Below are 17703 nucleotides of genomic sequence, written 5' to 3'. Positions count from 1 at the left end.
AACTTAAGTTTGTATTATACTTCTAACTACATATTAGGTCAACAAATTTATTTTAATCAATCCAACCAAGGTTTAGTCATCAAATCTTATGTTGTATTTTGCTCCATGTAAGAAAACAAAATGCACATTGACGATTTTTATGAAGTGCTAAATCCAATTGTGGGAGATGAGAATAAGTGAATTTCCTAACAGGGCACACATAAGGATTAGGATAATGAAGAAATAAAAGTAGATTTAATAGTCCTCTCGAGATACTATATTGGTAGATTTCATGAAAATATTGACAACAAGAACCGTTATTTTCACTTTTGAATGGAGGACGATCATTTGAATCAAATAATCTACTTACTTAGGCATGGAGAAACCGTTTTTAATACACAGGGAAGATATCAAGGAGAACTTGATTCACCATTAACCATAGAAGGAATCGAACAAGTAAAAAATATATCTAAGTTGTTAAAAGTTGTAATTAATGACCCCGATGAGTGGGAAATTATTTCAAGTCCATTAGGTAGGGCTATGAAAAGTACGGAGATTATTTGTGAAACAATTGGATTTGATTTAAATAAGGTGACGACGGACACTCGTTTAAGAGAAGTATCATTCGGCTCCTGGTCTGGTTTAACAACAAAGGAAATTGAAGCTTCATGGCCAGAACTTATTAAAAATACGGATAGAAACAATTGGTATTTCAATTCACCAAATGGAGAGAACTATGATTCTGTAGTGGAGAGAGTATCAGATTGGTTAGAGAGTATAAAGAATAAAGAAAAAGTCATCGCTGTATCCCACGGACTTACCGGAAGGGTATTAAGAGGCGTATACAATAATTTAATGAAAGACCAAGCCTTAAAGCTAGAGATATCTCAAACTACTTTCTTTAAATTAACAAATCAAAATATTGAACGATTCTGTTACGAATATGATGAATTTTAAATAGGAAAGGCAACTGATTTGCCTCATTGCCTTCAATTGTTGGATTAAAAGAGTTAGGGGAGTTTAACGAGTCTCTGGGTAAGGAGAAGGATTTGATGACAAATATTAACGATATAGCAAAAAGGGCCGGGGTGTCCGTATCGACTGTGTCAAGAGTTTTAAACAACCATAAATATGTATCGAATGAAAAAAGAGCCGTCGTTCAGAAAATAATAGAGGAAATGAATTATACCCCTAATAAAAATGCCATCGATTTAATTAGAGGAGAGACAAGAATGATTGGAGTTATCATTCCATATAACAATAATCAAGCATTCGATCAAATGTTACATGGGGTACTCAATAAATCTGTTGAGAAGGATTATTCCATTACTGTCCTCCCCACTAAATACAATAAGGATAAAGAGATAGAATATCTTTCCATGCTAAAAAATAAATTGCTTGACGGTATCATCATCACTTCTAGATCAAATGATTGGGAAACCATTATTCCGTATACTAATTATGGATCAGTGATTTCTTGTGAATTTACGGATCACCCAGAGATAGGTTGCGCCTATATAGATAGATACGCCTCGTACCTTGATGCTTTTCAATATCTTAAAGATAAAGGACATAGAAAAGTAGCTTTTACAACAGTTAGAGGAATGGAAAGCATGAGTACAAGGCAACTTATTGCAGCTTATAAAGAAGTATTTGGAGAACTTCAATCCGAGTTTTACCTATCAGATTGTTCTCGTTTTGAGGATGGCTACAATGCGGGGAAGAAGTTGTTGAGTCTAAAAATAAGACCAACAGCCATATATGCAAATGGCGATGAAGTGGCCGGGGGGATGTATCAGTATGCCCAATCTATCAATATTAGAGTACCAGATGATTTAGCTATCTTAGGGCAAGAAAATCAACCTATTGGGGTGGGAATGGGGATTACTTCAGTTGATCATCAATTAATTAAGGTTGGTGAACAAGCTTTTGACCTTGTCATCAATAAATCTAGACAAAAAACTCAAATTCCTTATAAAATTATCGAGCGTTCATCCATTAAAGTATTGACCTGAAATCCATTTCATCCTTTACCATATTCTAAACAGATAAAATTGGGGAGGATGAATAGGATGTATAGTACGTTTATTTTTGATTTAGATGGGACGATTATCGATTCTGAAATGATTGGACTTCAAGCATTACAAGCAACATTAAAGGAACAAGGAATTGAAAAAAATTTAGATGAACTCCGTTTTTCACTCGGTATTCCAGGTCTGACGACATTAGAAATATTAAATATTGCAGATATTCCGACCACACTTGAATCTTGGCTAGAGAAGGAAAAACCCTTTCTGAAAAATGTTCCTATATTTGAAGGAATGATCGAAGTAATCGCGGGACTACCTAAAGCCGGGATTGTGACCTCTAAAACTGCTGAAGAAATGAACAATAGCTTTTATTTATTAAGTATCGACCACCATTTTCATTCAGTTGTTTGTGCTAGTGATACCGAAAACCACAAGCCTAATCCGGATCCATTAGAACTAGCTCTACAATTGTTAGGGTGTAAAGCGAAGGAAGCAATTTATATAGGGGATTCCCCATACGATATGCAATGTGCAAACGCAGCTGGTGTAGATTTTGGTCTAGCGTTATGGGGAGCACGAACTGTATCGGGATTTGAAAATGCAGATTATATTTTTGAAAATCCGAAAGATATTCTTAATTTGATAAATAAATAGACTTTGATGGCGAACAGGGACTGGTATTGTTCGCCTGTTTACCTCATAGACAAACTTCACCCTATGGAACGGCAATAACTATCATCTTGCGACAAACATGGCAAAATCGTTTTATAATCATGGTTGAATAAAGAATAAGCGGCTGGGGACGGATCCCTCGCCGCTTATTTTCTATTTATTCCAATCCCTTTTAATCAATTATCTTGAGAAATCTTTTGTTTCCCTTAGAAATCAATTGAGTATTCAACATTACCTCTCCCTCAAACTCTCCAACTTTGAAGTAAAATGCAATATTTCCATTTATTAGTTTGATAAATCCATATTTAATCCAATGTACCATAAAAAGGGATAATTCTATTGACTAATCTGTATATAATGTATATATTGTATATATACGATATATGAATTGAAGGTGACTAATTGGATATCATTATTTCGAATTCCGTGAAAGATCCCATTTACCAGCAAATTATTAAGCAAATTAAGGACCTTGTTTTAACAGGAGAGCTATCAGAAGGTGATTCACTCCCCTCAATTCGCCAATTAGCAAAAGATTTGCAAGTTAGCGTTATTACGACAAAGCGAGCCTATGAAGAATTAGAGAGTGATGGGTTTATCGTCTCGATTGTTGGTAAGGGATCATTTATTGCTAGTCAAAATCAAGAGTTGTTAAAAGAACGGCGATTGAAAATAATCGAGGAAAAATTAATCGAAATCATTGAAGAAAGTAAGCTCGTTCATCTTTCAAAAGAGGAACTAATGGAAATGATTTTAATTTTGTATGGAGATGATTTGAAATGACGAATGTAGTTGAATTTAATAATGTGACAAAATCGTTTAAGAATTTTTCATTGGATGATGTTTCATTTTCGATAAAAAAAGGATATGTCACTGGATTTATTGGGGCTAATGGAGCTGGTAAAAGTACAACGATAAAATTATTAATGAATTTATTAAGAAAAGATAGCGGCAACATTACAATTTTTGGTCTTGACCAAGATAAATATAATCAAGCAATTAAGGAACGAATTGGTTTTGTGTATGATGAAAATTGTTTTTACGATACTTTATCCATCAGGGAACTACGAAAAATAATAGCACCCATGTATCAAAAATGGAATGATAACCTTTTTTATAAATACTTAGATCAATTTAGTTTACCTGAGAAACAGCCAATTAAAGGCTTTTCAAAGGGAATGAAAATGAAAATGGCGATTCTTTTCGCGATCAGCCATGACCCGGAATTCATCATTATGGATGAACCTACATCTGGGCTTGATCCTGTTTTTAGAAGAGAAGTATTAGAACTCTTGCATGAAATCATGTTAGATGAACAAAAAACGATCTTCTTTTCCACCCATATTACAACAGATCTAGATAGAATTGCTGATTATATTACCTACATTCATAAAGGAAAAATACTATTTTCAAAGGAAAGAGAGGAACTGCTAACCGAATATGGAATTGTCAAAGGAAGCAATGACTTATTAGATCGAGATACAGAAAAAGAATTTGTTAGTATTCGGAAGACGAATGTTGGTTTTGAAGCATTAACAAGTTGTGTGAAGAAAACAAAGGATATTTTTGGTGATGAGGTTTTAATTGAAAAGCCCAGCCTTGAAGACATCATGTATTATACAAATAAGGGGGATTTGACATGTACTCGCTGATTTTAAAAGATTTTCTCATGTTGAAAAGGATGCTATTACTTATTACCGGATTAATTGCCTTATTTTATATCCTAGAGAATCCGCCCATTTTTGCAATTTCATTTGCTGGCTTTATATTTATTTCTAGTGCTGGCAGCTTCGAAGATCGCAGTAATTCGCATATCATGCTAAACAGTTTGCCTATTAATCGGAAAAGTATCATCTCCTCAAAATATATTGGTGCTATTATTTTTGGGATATTTGCTATTTGTTTATCGACTTTGTTTCAAGTTGTCTTTTATTTTGTTTTTGATGCTTATGACCAGCCTTTTCCTGAGGTCAATCAGTTATTAATTGGTATGCTGTGCATCCTTTTATTTACATCTATTTATTTTCCTATTTTATATAAATTTGGAGAGAAATATACTAGAATCATAACTATAATTATAGCAGTTGGTTTTATAGTCCTTGGTCAAATTATGATGTATTTATTAAAAGATAAAATAAGTTCAATTCAATTATTTTTGAGTCAATTTACAGCCACTCAATTACTATTAACTGGAAGTGTAATTACAGGTCTTTTATTTTTATTATCATGGCTATGCACAATAAAAATATATGAAGCGAAGGATTTTTAGGGGAAATCATATAGGCTATCGTTTTGTAATGGAATAGCTGCAAGAACTTAGGTAAAATTCATGTTGATCTTTCCAATTGAAAAACTAAAATTTATTAACCTCATTTAGAAACACAATATAGCGAGGATGGAGGACTTGATCTGGTTCCTTGTCCGCTTATTGATGAAATACAAAAAGCAGACTAAAAGGGATGTTTTCTGCCTTAAGGAAGCATCCCTATATTACTTAATCCTCGCAAGGTTGGGCAGGGATTTTTAGCACAAAGGTTGTCCCTTTTCCTTTTTGACTATCGATTTCAATGGTTCCTTTTACTTTATTGATTGTGCTGTACACCATGAGCATACCGAGGCCTGTTCCTTTTTCCTTGGTAGAATAATATGGCTTACCTAAACGTGAAATTTGATCGCGGGTCATTCCAATGCCCGTATCTTGAATTTTGATGATAATATTTTGCTTTTTTTCGGAAATAGAAATAAATAAGGTGCCGCCGCCGGTGTCTTTCATCGCTTCTATTCCATTTTTATATAAATTAATTAAACATTGCTGGATTTGGTTCTGATCATATCTTGTATATAGCGTGTTATTAAAATGAAATTGAACATCCACTTGGTGCATGGTTGCATAAGGGATAATCAGGTTTTTGGCATATTCTGTTTCTGTTAAGAAGTTGGAATAGACCATATTTTCGCATTGGGGCTTTGCAAACGAAAGATAATCACTCACAATTTTCTCTGCTCTGAGAACCTCGAGTAAAGATAACTCAATATATCTTCTTTCCTCCAGTGTGATGGTTTTTGATGCTTTTAATAACTGTAAAAAACCGCTAGTAACTGTAAGCGGATTTCTTATTTCATGGGAAACGCTCGCTGATAGCTCACTTACAACATTTAATCTCTCCGAGTGTATAAACTGTTCACGATTTTCCATATTGGAGATAATTTTCTCAATTAAAACCATAATAACCAGAATTGCCCCAACATTTGCCGTTAATGTAGAAAAAGTAATATACCAGAAATCACTATTCAATACTTCAAAAACTGTACTTAAAGTGGCCAGGTAAAAAACAAATGTAAGAAAACATACAGTTCCCGCAGATATTATTCGATTTTTTGAACTCATCTGTACAAATTTGCGGTTTATTAACGGTACAACCATAAAAATAAGGGTTGAAAACAAAAAGGAATTAAGTGTTCCATCTCCCCCAATGTAGGTTCGATAGAGATTTAACACAATATAAAGCGGAAATACATATTTGTAACCCCCATAGAGAGCAACAATGATAAATGGGATGTATCGTAAATCAATAATAAATCCAATTGATAATTTAATAGGCATAGTGATACAAAGAATCATCGTCACAGCCGATAGTAAAATAAGAATAATTTTATTATATGAATGTGGTTTATGTTCAAAAAAAATTAGAAAGATTAAAACCGGGAGTAATAAAAATAAAAAATTTAATAATAATGTTTCAAACAATGAGAAGCTTCCTTTCTGATCATATTTATAAGCTTATATATTGATAATAATATCTCCACAATATTACCAGATTTTTAAAAATTACGTTAAGTGGTGAAAAATACCCCTTTTAACCGCAGGAATAATTAGTGAGGTTAATCGTACCATAAGTAATTGAGGTTTTTGAAAAGAAAAGGGACGGCGCTTGTACCTCCTTGGCTGGAAGCGCAAGAACCGTCCTTCTTAATAAATAACAACCGGATCGTAGGTACTGAGAGTATCATACACGGTTTTCATTATACTAGGGGGCGTGTTGACGCAGCCGCCTGAACCTGCCGTTAGATAGGCATTGTTTGCCCAGTTTGTCCGCCAACTGGCATCGTGGAATCCTTGTCCGCTGTTTGTAAACGGAGCCCAGTAATTTACCTTAATGGCATAATCGGCTTTACCTACTGCACTGCCCTTAAGTGTGTACTGTGGTCGTTTATAGAGGATATACCACACTCCTCGTGAAGTATCTTCACCGGTGCTGTGTTTGCCGGTCACCACATTGGTTGTGACGACTAATTGTCCATTTTTATAAATCCAGATACGTTGTTCCGCAATAGACACTTCAGCATACGTGTCGCCAATGCCATTATTCGTTGTAGTTTCATAGCCAATGCCTTCATTGCTCCAGCCATTTCCATAAATATTATAAGTAGAAATTGATTTCTCTCCTTTTTCAAAAGCTTCCTGGATTTTCGCTGTTTCTTTCTCAACATTTATTGCCCAGCCATAGCCTTGTCCTTTAACTTGAATAACCGAACCTGAATGGGTCTTAAATGTGAAATTTTTATTTAATGTTGATTGAGAACTATTAATTTCATCAATCTTGTTCTTAATGTCACTCCTAGTAATTGTAACCTTCATATCTTTTGATACAGAGGCATTTTTAATTAATTCACTGGCTTTAAAAGTATGAACTTTGTCTTGTACCTTATAATCAACTGTTCGTTGAAGGAGATCCTGCAGCATTTTCTCCTCTTCTTTTATAATCGGACTGTCCTCTTTGATTGGCTGTGTGAATATGGGTTTTAGATGAATATCACTAGTATATTTCTGTTTATCATAATCCTTTAATAGACCGTCGATATCATACTGTTCTCCATTAATACTATTGGAGATGACAATTTTACCCTGTTCCAATTTCGCCTCCGCATCTTGGGGTGCTTTTAAGCTCTTATTCATTGACAGGAGCTTTTCTTCTACTTGCTTTTTCATCGTTTGGCTTCGAAACTGATCCGCCCTTTTGGGTATCAAAGAATAATTTTTTACCTTTGAGGAAGGAAAAAACGTCCACTGGCTTTTCAATAATTTCTTAACCTCAGGCAGATCTTTATCCGTAAATACCATCTGCGTATCTTTTTCATCTAAAATTTGTTGTTTTTCGACATAGACTCTATTTTTTAATTCAGATGTTTTTAATTTATTTATCACCTGATCAGCAGTCAGTCCACCGACTTTTTTGTCATTAATCGTAATTTGCGAATTGAACCGGGTTGCCTGTAAATAGCTAATTCCCGCAAATAGGAGTGCAATAATAATGATAATTCCTATTGCAATAAATTTACGGTTTGCAGGCCGTTTGAATCGGTTAACCCGTCCTTTATCAATTTCTTCCACTGTTTCATTTACCGTACTCATAAACATTCCCTCCGCTATTTGGTAACCCAGCTATCAACGTCCTCCAACTTTAAACTTGTGGATTTTCACCAATATCTTTTGATTAGGTTACCTTACTATTAAGTTATTACTATTATACTACTACATTTAACGGTGTGGAAATTGTCAAAATTTGTATACATGCAAAATTTTATACATTTCTTTGTCCTGTTTTAATATCCCTTTATTAAAGTTTAATAAGGCAAAAAGAAAACCTTAATTAGATACACTACGGAGAACCGTACCATAAATAGTGGTAAAGTTATAAATAATCTATAATAAGTCATAGCTAAGAACCAAGTTGAGCATATTGACTTAATCAAAGGATTTGAATGGAGAGCAAAATGAAAAAAATATTAATGAAATATATGACTAGATTTACATCACTAAACGCAGAAGAACGACAGGCTATCGTTGAAGATGTACAAATTGAAGAAAATAAAAAAGGAACAATACTCCTTAGACAAGGAGATGTTCCGACTAAATGTTATTTTGTATTGAAGGGATGTGTTAGGCAGTATTCTATAGATGAAACGGGAAAAGAGGTCACATCCAATTTTTACACAGAAGAACAAGCCATTTCGAATTTCAATCACCATAAACAGGATAAGTCATCCGTGTACTCTTTAACTTGTCTAGAAGACTGTATATTGGTCGTTGGGGACTTTGACGCCGAACAGGACATGTATAACAAATACTCACAATTGAAAACAATGACACGCAAGATGATCGAGCACAACTTTGGTGAGGTACAAGATGAATTGGCTTCATTTATTGCATCTACACCAGAAGAACGCTACAAAGCACTATTACGGAAACGACCTTATTTAGTCGATCGTGTACCCCAACATCAATTGGCGAGTTATCTTGGTATTACCCCCGAATCATTAAGTAGAATCAAGAAGCGAATCAATAAAGATAAATATGAGGAAGTTGTCACACGTCTTTAGGGACTTTTCCTCCTTTGAATAACAGCCATATACCAAAGCCCAATTCGCCTACAATCATTGGTACATTAAATACAATTTTAAGAATTGAAATTACCGCATCATATTGTGAAAGAATCGTGTTAAATAAGTTAATGACAATATAACCTATTGAAGCAAGCAACAATAAGATGCTAATGACTTTAGGTATTTTGTCTGATTTGAAAGCCAAATAGCCTACAATCATGAGATGCCCGCCAAAAATGATCAATCCTATATACCAAATAGATTCAAATGCTTCAAGAAACAACATCATGTGTGCCTGAAGTTGATCGGTTTTAAATAATGATAAATAGTCTGTACTTTTCGAGAGATGCAATACAAAGATCAAATTCAGAATGGCAATTCCCAATATAGTCGCATAAGTAAGACGGAGCAATAAGCCGAGCAATGAAAGGTTTTTATTAATAGGCATCAGAAAGATATAGAAAGCCCAGGCAACCACAATGTCAGTGATCAAGATGATGACCCAACCAATGATTTCAGCTTTAAAAAGCATATTTGATGACTTAATGTTATTAAAAGTGGCGCTGACATCCCCTTGCACTACAAGGCTTCCATGGACAAAGCCATAGGAAAAAAATGCAGCAAGAGTCATGATGATAAGTGATGTGCCAGCAATCAGAGCAGATTTTCGTTGATATGATTGTTCTTTTATTGATGTAGCCATTATATACCCTCCTATATTACAATGTTGATTTCATTTTAATAGGAAGATAATGTCTGGTCATTGACTTAAATCAAGGGTCCGAGTTATTTTTAATATTCTACAATTATATAAAGTAGTTGGTGTGGTAAACCGTACCATAAGTGAATGAAGTCTTCTATTTTTTAGTCAAAGACTTGCAAAAGAAAAAGGTGCAGTCTCGAGAAACCCCGAGAATTGCACCTTCCTTTTTTAAGCTATTTTTTGTCCTATTTTTTCCTCAAGTTTATTACCTTTACTCTCCCATTTTGTTATTACAAGGGCTGCCAGTGAGTTTCCGACAATATTGACAGCTGTCCGTGCCATATCAAGGATCCGGTCAATTCCTGCAATAAAGGCAAGTCCTTCAACAGGTATCCCCACACTTCCAAGTGTCGCAAGAAGAACAACAAACGAAACACCCGGAACTCCGGCAATTCCTTTGGACGTAAGCATTAATACGAGAACCAATGTGATTTGCTGACCGATACTCATATGAATTCCATACATTTGGGCGATAAACATGGCAGCAATCGCTTGATAAAGAGTCGATCCATCAAGGTTAAAGGAATAACCAGTTGGAATCACAAAGGAGGTAATGGCCTTTGGACAGCCTAACTTCTCCATTTTTTCCATGATTTTCGGAAGCACAGTTTCGGAGCTGGCTGTGGAAAAGCCTAATAATAATTCGTCTTTTAAATACATTAAGAGTTTAAAAATATTATATCCAGCTATTTTAGCCGTCAATCCCAACACGACAAGAATAAAGAAGATCATCGCCCCATATACAACCAGAACTAGTTTTCCTAGCGGAATTAAAGAAGATAAACCGAATGTGGATACAGTAACGCCAATTAAGGCAAATACCCCAAGTGGTGCAACCTTCATAATTTGGTTCGTTACATAAAACATGGCTTCAGCTGTTCCCTTGAAGAACTGGATAATCGGTGTTCCTTTTTCACCTATTGCAGCTACCCCTAACCCAAACATAACCGAGAAGAATATGATAGCAAGCATATCCCCATTCGCTAATGATTGAATGATATTGGTAGGAACGATATTTACAAACGTGTCGACCATCGAATGTGACTCCGTTGTTTTCGCAGTAGTTACATACGCATTAATATCGGATTTGGTAAGTTGTGAGCGATCCACACCTGTTCCTGGATGGAAAAGGTTTGCGGCCAAAAGCCCGACCACGATGGCAATCGTCGTAATTATTTCAAAGTAAAGAATGGTTTTCCCGCCAAGTTTCCCTAATGACTTCATATCCCCAACACCAGCAACGCCAACAATCAGACTGGAGATAACAATTGGAATCACAATCATTTTGATTAGGCGAATGAATATATTTCCAATTGGTTGCAGGTACTCAACAACATGAGGATTTCCGTAAAAAATCCCGCCGACCGCAATACCTAGAATCAAACCTATGAAAATTTGCCATGCTAACCCGATTCTTTTCATCTTAATTCACTCCCCCTATTAAATCCCTAAGAAGTTATTCTAATATATATTTATCTATATTAACAATATATAATATAGATAAAAATCATCTCAATTTGAGATAGGAAGGGCGCAATATGGAACTAAGACAGTTAAGATACTTTATAGAGGTTGCGAGGGTCGAGCATTTTTCTATGGCTGCAGAAACCTTGCATGTTGCCCAGTCTGCTTTAAGCCGCCAGATCGGGCTTTTAGAAAAAGAATTAGGAGTAGAGTTGTTTGAAAGAGAAGGGCGGAATGTAAAATTAACTTTGATCGGAAAATTGTTCGCTGACCAGGCCATGGTTGCTTTAAAGGCGGTTGACAATGCCACACAGATAGTCGACGAATATTTAGACCCGGAACACGGGACGATCCGAATAGGGTTTCCCTCGAGTATAGCGAGCAGAACCCTGCCAACCTTTATTTCAGCTTTTAAAAAAGAGCATCCCGAGGTAAGGTTTCATTTGCGGCAAGGATCCTATGAATTTCTCACAGAGGGAATTAAGAGTCGGGAGATTGATTTAGCATTTATCGGTCCTGTTCCGGTTAGTGATCCAGATTTACATGGCGAAATCCTTTTTTCAGAACATTTTGTTGCTCTCTTACCTGAAACTCACTCTCTTGCAAAGGAAGGCAGTTTATCATTATACCAATTAGAGAAGGATTCCTTTGTATTATTTCCAGAAGGCTTTGTTCTTCGGAAAATAGTAGTAGATGCCTGCCACCAGGCTGGCTTCCGGCCATTCATTCCTTTTGAAGGCGAAGATTTGGATACGATAAAAGGATTAGTTTCAGCGGGGATAGGTGTCACTCTTCTCCCCGAGACAACACTTTTTGAGAATATGCCTAGTGGAACAGTAAAATTAAAAATCAACGATCCAGAAGTGAAAAGAACAGTAGGAGTCATTATCCCAAAAAATCGCCAGCTTTCTCCTTCAGAAGAGCTGTTTTATGAATTTGTGCTGTATTACTTTAGAAATATTAATTTGTGGACATAGGTGCCTGTCCTAAAAGTGGAAAAATAACGGAGAGCACACACTTTTTTGAAATACTGCAGATTTTCAAGGAAATACTAATATTTTTTACAATATATGGAAATTTCATCAACTAAGATGAATAATTCAATTTTAATGAGTATGGTAAATATATACTTGGAAATATGCGTTTGACAAAACTGCTGAACGCCTTTTGTCTTTGGCTAAAATAGAGGATGTAACTAATTGAAGTGAATGAATGTAAATGAAAACTCGCCGCCACCATGGATGCAAAAAAGGCCCAGTCTTTACGTTAGTAATGAGGACTAGGGCCGTTTCTTATATATTCACTGTATCTGAAATTTTTATTCCTCTTCCGTATATGCTTCCACAGTCGTCTCTCTGCACTCCCAGCATTCCGTTCGATTCCTCTCCATAATTGATAATTCCTTTCCACAAGAAATGCAATTATCCATAGGTAAAGATTCCCCTTTCTAGTGAAAATGTTTTATAAATATATGTGTTTACGAATACAATTATGCTCCTTTATTTTTGATACCTTCATCAAAATGATTTCCGTTAAAGAAATTAATTCACTATTAGAAAAATAGGAATAGGAAAATAACCCCAAAGTCAATTAACTCATATTATAATAAAAGTAAAATATAGGATTTGTACCGAAAAGAGGAAAAAAGGGTGCCACAAAAATCATTCTTCATAATAATATAATTTCAGGTGGGAAGAGAAATGAACTTGATATAATAGGGATCCATTGTAATGAAAGGTAAAAAATAGCGATGAAAGTAGAAAGGAGATTAGAATGATTCATACAAGGATAATTTCGATATTACGAGAACTGATGGCAGCCAGAAATCCACTAACAAGTGAATATTTAGCCAATAACATTCAGGTTACGTCACGTACAATTAGAACAGACATGAAAGACTTAGAATCCATACTTTCTAAGAACGGTGCAGCAATCAAGTCTGTTAGAGGAAAAGGATATGAACTTATCATCAAAGAAGATCAACTTTTCCGATCGTTTTTACAGAAAATATTTCAGAATAAACCTAGAGAATCAGGATTTATACCTACTTTACCAGAGGAACGTGTTCAATATGTAATAAGAAGACTACTTCTGACTAATCAGTTTGTGAAACTTGAAGAGCTTGCAGAGGAAATGTACATTAGTAAATCGACGATTCAAAATGATTTAAAGGATGTCAAAAAAATTTTACAACAATATGATATTTTCCTAGAAAAACGTCCAAATTACGGTTTGAAATTAATTGGGGATGAACTTAAATTACGGTTTTGTATGTCAGAATATTTATTCAATAGGAGACAAACTGCACTTGATTTGATCAATGAACGAATTTTGATTCTTCCTCCTGAAGAAATGTCTGCCATACGAAGGATTATTTTAGACCAAATTAAAGAATATCAGATTAATCTTTCGGATATAAGTTTAAGTAATTTAATCATTCATATCGCTATAGCCTGTGTCCGTATACGTCATGGGAATTATGTATCTTTGTATCCTGAAGAGTTAAAGGATATTGTTAAGCAAAAAGAATATATCGTAGCATCCAATATTGTAAGTAGGATTGAAAAAGCATTAGACGTACTGTTCCCCAAAACAGAGATTGCTTATATTACCATCCACTTATTAGGGAATAAAATTGTCGTGCAACCTAATATTAGTGAAAAAGAAATACAATCATTTATTGATGTTGAGGACTATGAACTTATATTAAAAATACTAGAATCCATAGAGAATAAATTGAAACTTGGTATTAAGCATGATAAGGAGCTAATTGTAGGAATCGCTTTACACTTAAAACCTGCCATTAATCGTTATCGATATGGTATGAACCTGCGCAATCCTTTGCTAGAGGCGATTAAAGCAAGCTATCCAATTGCATTTGAAGCCGGAATTATCGCTGGTAGGGTAATTAAGCAAGAAGTAGGAATAGACATAAACGAAAATGAAATAGGCTATTTGGCCATCCATATCGGAGCAGCTTTAGAAAGAAGTAAGATGAACAAACAAGTAAAGAGATGTATCATCGTGTGTGCATCTGGGATTGGCAGTGCAACACTACTTAAATATAAATTAAAAGCCGAATTTGGATCGAAGCTTGAAATCGCTGGAACTACAGAATATTATAAACTTCATGAAATCCCGTTACATACCATCGATTTTATTATTAGTACGATCCCCATTTCTGAGTCCCTTCCCATCCCTATTATTGAAGTGAATACCATCTTTGGCGGGAATGATTTTGAGAAAATAGCTAACGCATTGATAGCTGATAAAGAACAAACATTGGAATACACAAAAAAAGAATTAGTCTTTCTTCAACAAAGACTGGAAACAAAAGAAGAGGTTATAAGCTTTTTGTCAGAAAGGCTGCAATCGTTAGGATTAGTAGATGAAACATTTAGAGAGGCTGTATTAGAGAGAGAAGCCGTTGCCCCAACTAGCTTTGGGAACCTTGTTGCTATTCCCCATCCAATTATACCGAAAACAAATTCCACATTCTGGGCTGTTTGTACATTACAAAAACCGATTGACTGGGGCGGCAAAAAAGTCCGCTTTGTTTGTATGTTATGTGTAGAAAAAGACAGCACAACTGATTTGAAGAAAATGTATGATTTACTGCTTAATGTAGTAGATAATGAAAAGCTGGTTCAGCAATTAGTAAAATGTGAGACGTACAATGAGTTATTACACATATTCTTAAAAGAAAAAAGGCAATAAATTATATTGTAATTTATTGCCTTTTTTCTTTTTTTGATAAAAATCTAAAAAAATGTTTTCTGAATATACAAACAATTATTTCCTTTGATCAACGGAAAATAATTGTGTCTTAATGTAAGCGTTATCAAAATAGAATTAATCTACATCATAGTTCAACTTAAAATATTGATAAAAGGAGGACAGGAAGTGAATATTTTACTATGCTGTGCAGCAGGGATGTCTACAAGTTTGTTAGTCACAAAAATGGAAAAAAGCGCAAGGGAACAGGGCCTAGAAGCTAAAATTTGGGCGGTATCAGGTGATGCAGTAAGGAATCATATTGATCAGGCAGATGTGTTGCTTGTGGGTCCACAGGTACGATATATGCTACCGCAATTAAAAAAATTAGGAGAAGAAAAAGGAATCCCTGTTGATGTCATTAACTCCGTTCATTATGGTACATGCAATGGATCAGAGGTTTTGAAGTTTGCCACACAGTTAGTCACTAAATAGGAGAGTGATTGGGATGAGCAACTTAAATAATATTTTAGAAAACAAGGTTATGCCTGTTGCCGGACGTATAGCAGGACAACGTCATTTACAGGCATTGCGTGATGGACTTATTTTAACGATGCCATTAATCATTGTTGGTTCGCTATTTTTAATATTAGGATTCCTTCCAATACCAGGCTATGAAGATTTCATGGCAAGAACCTTTGGCGAGGCTTGGCTGACAAAATTATTGTATCCCGTAGGAGCTACCTTCGATATTATGGCCCTTATCGCAGCCTTCGGGATCGCCTATCGACTGGCTGAAAAATATAAGGTAGATGCCTTGTCGGCTGGTGCCATTTCTGTTGCTGCTTTCCTCTTGGCTACCCCTTATCATGTGTCGTTTTTACCTGAAGGTGCCACAAATCCGGTTCTAGTTGGCGGAGCTATACCTTCCGCATTAATGGGAAGTAAAGGATTATTTGTTGCGATGATTATTGCCATGATATCTACTGAAATTTATCGATTTTTTATTCAAAAGAATATTATTATTAAGATGCCAGATGGAGTTCCACCAGCAGTAAGTAAGTCATTCATTGCCTTAATTCCTGGTTTTGTTGTCATAGCTTTTATTTGGATACTTCGTTTAATTGTCGAACAAACAAGTTTTGAAAGCCTTCACAATATTGTAGGGGAAATTTTAGGGAAACCACTTGGTGTACTGGGTGGAAGCCTTATTGGAAGTTTGGTCGCCGTTTTCCTGATTCAACTACTATGGTCGTGCGGATTGCATGGTGCTTCCATTGTTGGTGGCGTTATGGGACCAATTTGGCTGGCATCAATGGATGCAAACCGGATTGCTTTTCAGGGTGGTCAAACAGATTTGCCAAACATATTCACGCAACAGTTTTTTGATATCTTTATTTATATTGGCGGTAGTGGTGCTACTTTAGCATTAGTAGTCGCGATGCTCTTACGTTCTCGTAGTCAACAAATGAAACAGTTAGGCCGCTTAGCGATTGGACCTGGAATTTTCAATATTAATGAACCGATTACGTTCGGGATGCCAATCGTTATGAATCCCCTTTTGATTCTGCCATTTATTTTAACACCACTTGCAACTGTCATTATCACCTATCTTGCCATGAAAACAGGTTTAGTAGTGAAGCCTTCCGGGATTGCAGTACCATGGACGATGCCGCCAATTATCGGAGGATATTTAGCAGCAGGTAATAAAATCTCAGGAGCCGTTCTCCAAATAGTAAATTTTGCTGTCGCATTTGCGATTTACTATCCATTCTTTAGAATATGGGATAAACAGAAATTTGCAGAGGAAAAAGGTGAAACAAAAGCAACTCAGATGGAGAATAACGGTATAAAAGCATAGGAGGGCAATCGTGACGAAACTAGTAATCAATGCAGATGACTTTGGGTACTCCAAAGGGGTAAATCTAGGAATCATCGAAGCATTTAACTTTGGCGTGGTTACCTCGACAACGATGATGACAAATATGCCAGGAGCTGAGCATGCTGCCGCTCTTGCAAAGGATAACCCAGGATTAGGAGTTGGGATCCATCTTGTAGTAGATTGTGGTACACCAGTCAATAATGATGTTCCATCCCTTATAGATGAAAAAGGGAGTTTTCACAATGTCGAGGGACTTGTCCAAATTGCTGAGGTTGTAGACATTGAAAAAGAATTCACTAGCCAGATTGAAAAATTCCTTTCTTTCGGGTTGAACCCCACTCATATCGATAGTCACCATCATGTTCATAGTCATGAAAGAATATATCCAATTATGGAAAAAATAGCGCAAAAATATCAACTGCCAATTCGTAAAGTATCGGATGATCCGAAGCATACAAGTAATAGTAGATTACAAACTGTACAATGCTTTATACATGAGTTTTATGGGAATGAACTAACAAGCAGAAGTTTCATTCATTTACTTGATAAAGTTCTGTCTTATGAAACGGTAGAATTAATGTGTCATCCCGCCTTTATCGATGAGCCATTATTGACAGGAAGTTCATATGCTCTCCAGCGTGTAAGAGAGCTTGCTATTTTAACAGACAAAGAAGTTCGAGATGCAATCGTGGACAGAAAAATAAAACTGGTTACTTACAAGGAAGTGACCAAACAGTCTAATGCATTTTAAAGTGAGTTGACAATTAGGTTAAATAGTTATTTTTAAAAATTTATTTGGCTTTGGTCACGCCGAA

16 protein-coding genes are annotated in these 17703 nt (G+C 35.5%); 12 read left to right on the top strand and 4 right to left on the bottom strand.

Annotation, left to right across the window (positions count from 1 at the left end; genetic code table 11):
* The first annotated feature begins 327 nt into the window (after window positions 1-327).
* From RTR43_RS05960 to RTR43_RS05935, 6 genes are all read left to right on the top strand, one after another.
* Window positions 328-936 carry a histidine phosphatase family protein gene (locus RTR43_RS05960; RefSeq protein WP_312470396.1) on the top strand — a complete coding sequence of 203 codons (609 nt, stop codon included), beginning with the start codon at window positions 328-330 and terminating at the stop codon, window positions 934-936.
* 95 nt (window positions 937-1031) lie between these two features.
* Window positions 1032-1994: a LacI family DNA-binding transcriptional regulator gene (locus RTR43_RS05955; RefSeq protein ID WP_312470394.1), complete on the top strand. Its 963-nt coding sequence runs from the start codon at window positions 1032-1034 to the stop codon at window positions 1992-1994.
* A gap of 57 nt (window positions 1995-2051) precedes the next feature.
* Entirely contained in the window at window positions 2052-2663 is a 612-nt protein-coding gene (locus tag RTR43_RS05950; RefSeq protein WP_312470393.1) for an HAD family hydrolase, read from the top strand.
* Window positions 2664-3083: 420 nt separating this feature from the next.
* Complete coding sequence (locus RTR43_RS05945; RefSeq protein WP_312470392.1) at window positions 3084-3464, top strand: GntR family transcriptional regulator; 381 nt, start codon at window positions 3084-3086, stop codon at window positions 3462-3464.
* Window positions 3461-4333 carry an ABC transporter ATP-binding protein gene (locus RTR43_RS05940; RefSeq protein WP_312470390.1) on the top strand — a complete coding sequence of 291 codons (873 nt, stop codon included), beginning with the start codon at window positions 3461-3463 and terminating at the stop codon, window positions 4331-4333. The genes RTR43_RS05945 and RTR43_RS05940 overlap by 4 nt, the downstream gene beginning before the upstream one ends.
* Window positions 4321-4950, top strand: coding sequence for an ABC-2 transporter permease (locus RTR43_RS05935; RefSeq protein WP_312470388.1), 630 nt, complete (start codon window positions 4321-4323; stop codon window positions 4948-4950). The genes RTR43_RS05940 and RTR43_RS05935 overlap by 13 nt, the downstream gene beginning before the upstream one ends.
* Before the next feature lie 225 nt (window positions 4951-5175).
* Here the strand turns inward: RTR43_RS05935 and RTR43_RS05930 are convergent, their stop codons facing one another.
* Together RTR43_RS05930 and RTR43_RS05925 are read right to left on the bottom strand one after the other, a co-directional pair.
* Window positions 5176-6429 (bottom strand): ATP-binding protein, encoded by a 1254-nt coding sequence (locus RTR43_RS05930; RefSeq protein WP_312470386.1) that lies wholly within the window; start codon window positions 6427-6429, stop codon window positions 5176-5178.
* A 222-nt stretch (window positions 6430-6651) separates the two neighbouring features.
* Entirely contained in the window at window positions 6652-8100 is a 1449-nt protein-coding gene (locus RTR43_RS05925; protein WP_312470383.1) for a L,D-transpeptidase family protein, read from the bottom strand.
* A 356-nt stretch (window positions 8101-8456) separates the two neighbouring features.
* On the opposite strand from RTR43_RS05925, the gene RTR43_RS05920 reads away from it, so the two are divergent.
* Window positions 8457-9062: a Crp/Fnr family transcriptional regulator gene (locus tag RTR43_RS05920; protein ID WP_312470442.1), complete on the top strand. Its 606-nt coding sequence runs from the start codon at window positions 8457-8459 to the stop codon at window positions 9060-9062.
* On the opposite strand, the gene RTR43_RS05915 is transcribed toward RTR43_RS05920, so the two are convergent.
* Entirely contained in the window at window positions 9049-9768 is a 720-nt protein-coding gene (locus RTR43_RS05915; protein WP_312470382.1) for a DUF4386 domain-containing protein, read from the bottom strand. The genes RTR43_RS05920 and RTR43_RS05915 overlap by 14 nt on opposite strands.
* 228 nt (window positions 9769-9996) lie before the next feature.
* A complete protein-coding gene (locus RTR43_RS05910; protein ID WP_312470381.1) occupies window positions 9997-11250 on the bottom strand; it encodes a cation:dicarboxylate symporter family transporter in 1254 nt (417 codons plus the stop codon).
* A gap of 116 nt (window positions 11251-11366) precedes the next feature.
* Here RTR43_RS05910 and gltC point away from each other — a divergent pair, with 116 nt between their 5' ends.
* The 5 genes from gltC (at window position 11367) to chbG (ending at window position 17639) form a co-directional block, all read left to right on the top strand.
* Window positions 11367-12269, top strand: a complete 903-nt coding sequence (gene gltC, locus RTR43_RS05905; protein ID WP_312470380.1) for a glutamate biosynthesis transcriptional regulator GltC — start codon at window positions 11367-11369, stop codon at window positions 12267-12269.
* Between the two features lie 796 nt (window positions 12270-13065).
* Window positions 13066-15009 (top strand): BglG family transcription antiterminator, encoded by a 1944-nt coding sequence (locus tag RTR43_RS05900; protein WP_312470379.1) that lies wholly within the window; start codon window positions 13066-13068, stop codon window positions 15007-15009.
* 186 nt (window positions 15010-15195) lie between these two features.
* Window positions 15196-15501, top strand: a complete 306-nt coding sequence (locus RTR43_RS05895; protein ID WP_312470378.1) for a PTS sugar transporter subunit IIB — start codon at window positions 15196-15198, stop codon at window positions 15499-15501.
* A 13-nt stretch (window positions 15502-15514) separates the two neighbouring features.
* Window positions 15515-16867: a PTS cellobiose transporter subunit IIC gene (gene celB / locus RTR43_RS05890; protein ID WP_312470376.1), complete on the top strand. Its 1353-nt coding sequence runs from the start codon at window positions 15515-15517 to the stop codon at window positions 16865-16867.
* Between the two features lie 10 nt (window positions 16868-16877).
* Entirely contained in the window at window positions 16878-17639 is a 762-nt protein-coding gene (chbG, locus tag RTR43_RS05885) for a chitin disaccharide deacetylase (protein ID WP_312470374.1), read from the top strand.
* Window positions 17640-17703: the final 64 nt, after the last annotated feature.

Source organism: Neobacillus sp. (assembly GCF_031988165.1).
GTDB classification, from domain to species: Bacteria; Bacillota; Bacilli; order Bacillales; family Cytobacillaceae; genus Neobacillus; species Neobacillus rhizosphaerae.
Note: the sequence above shows the minus strand (reverse complement) of the source record. Positions and strands in the feature narration are given on the sequence as shown.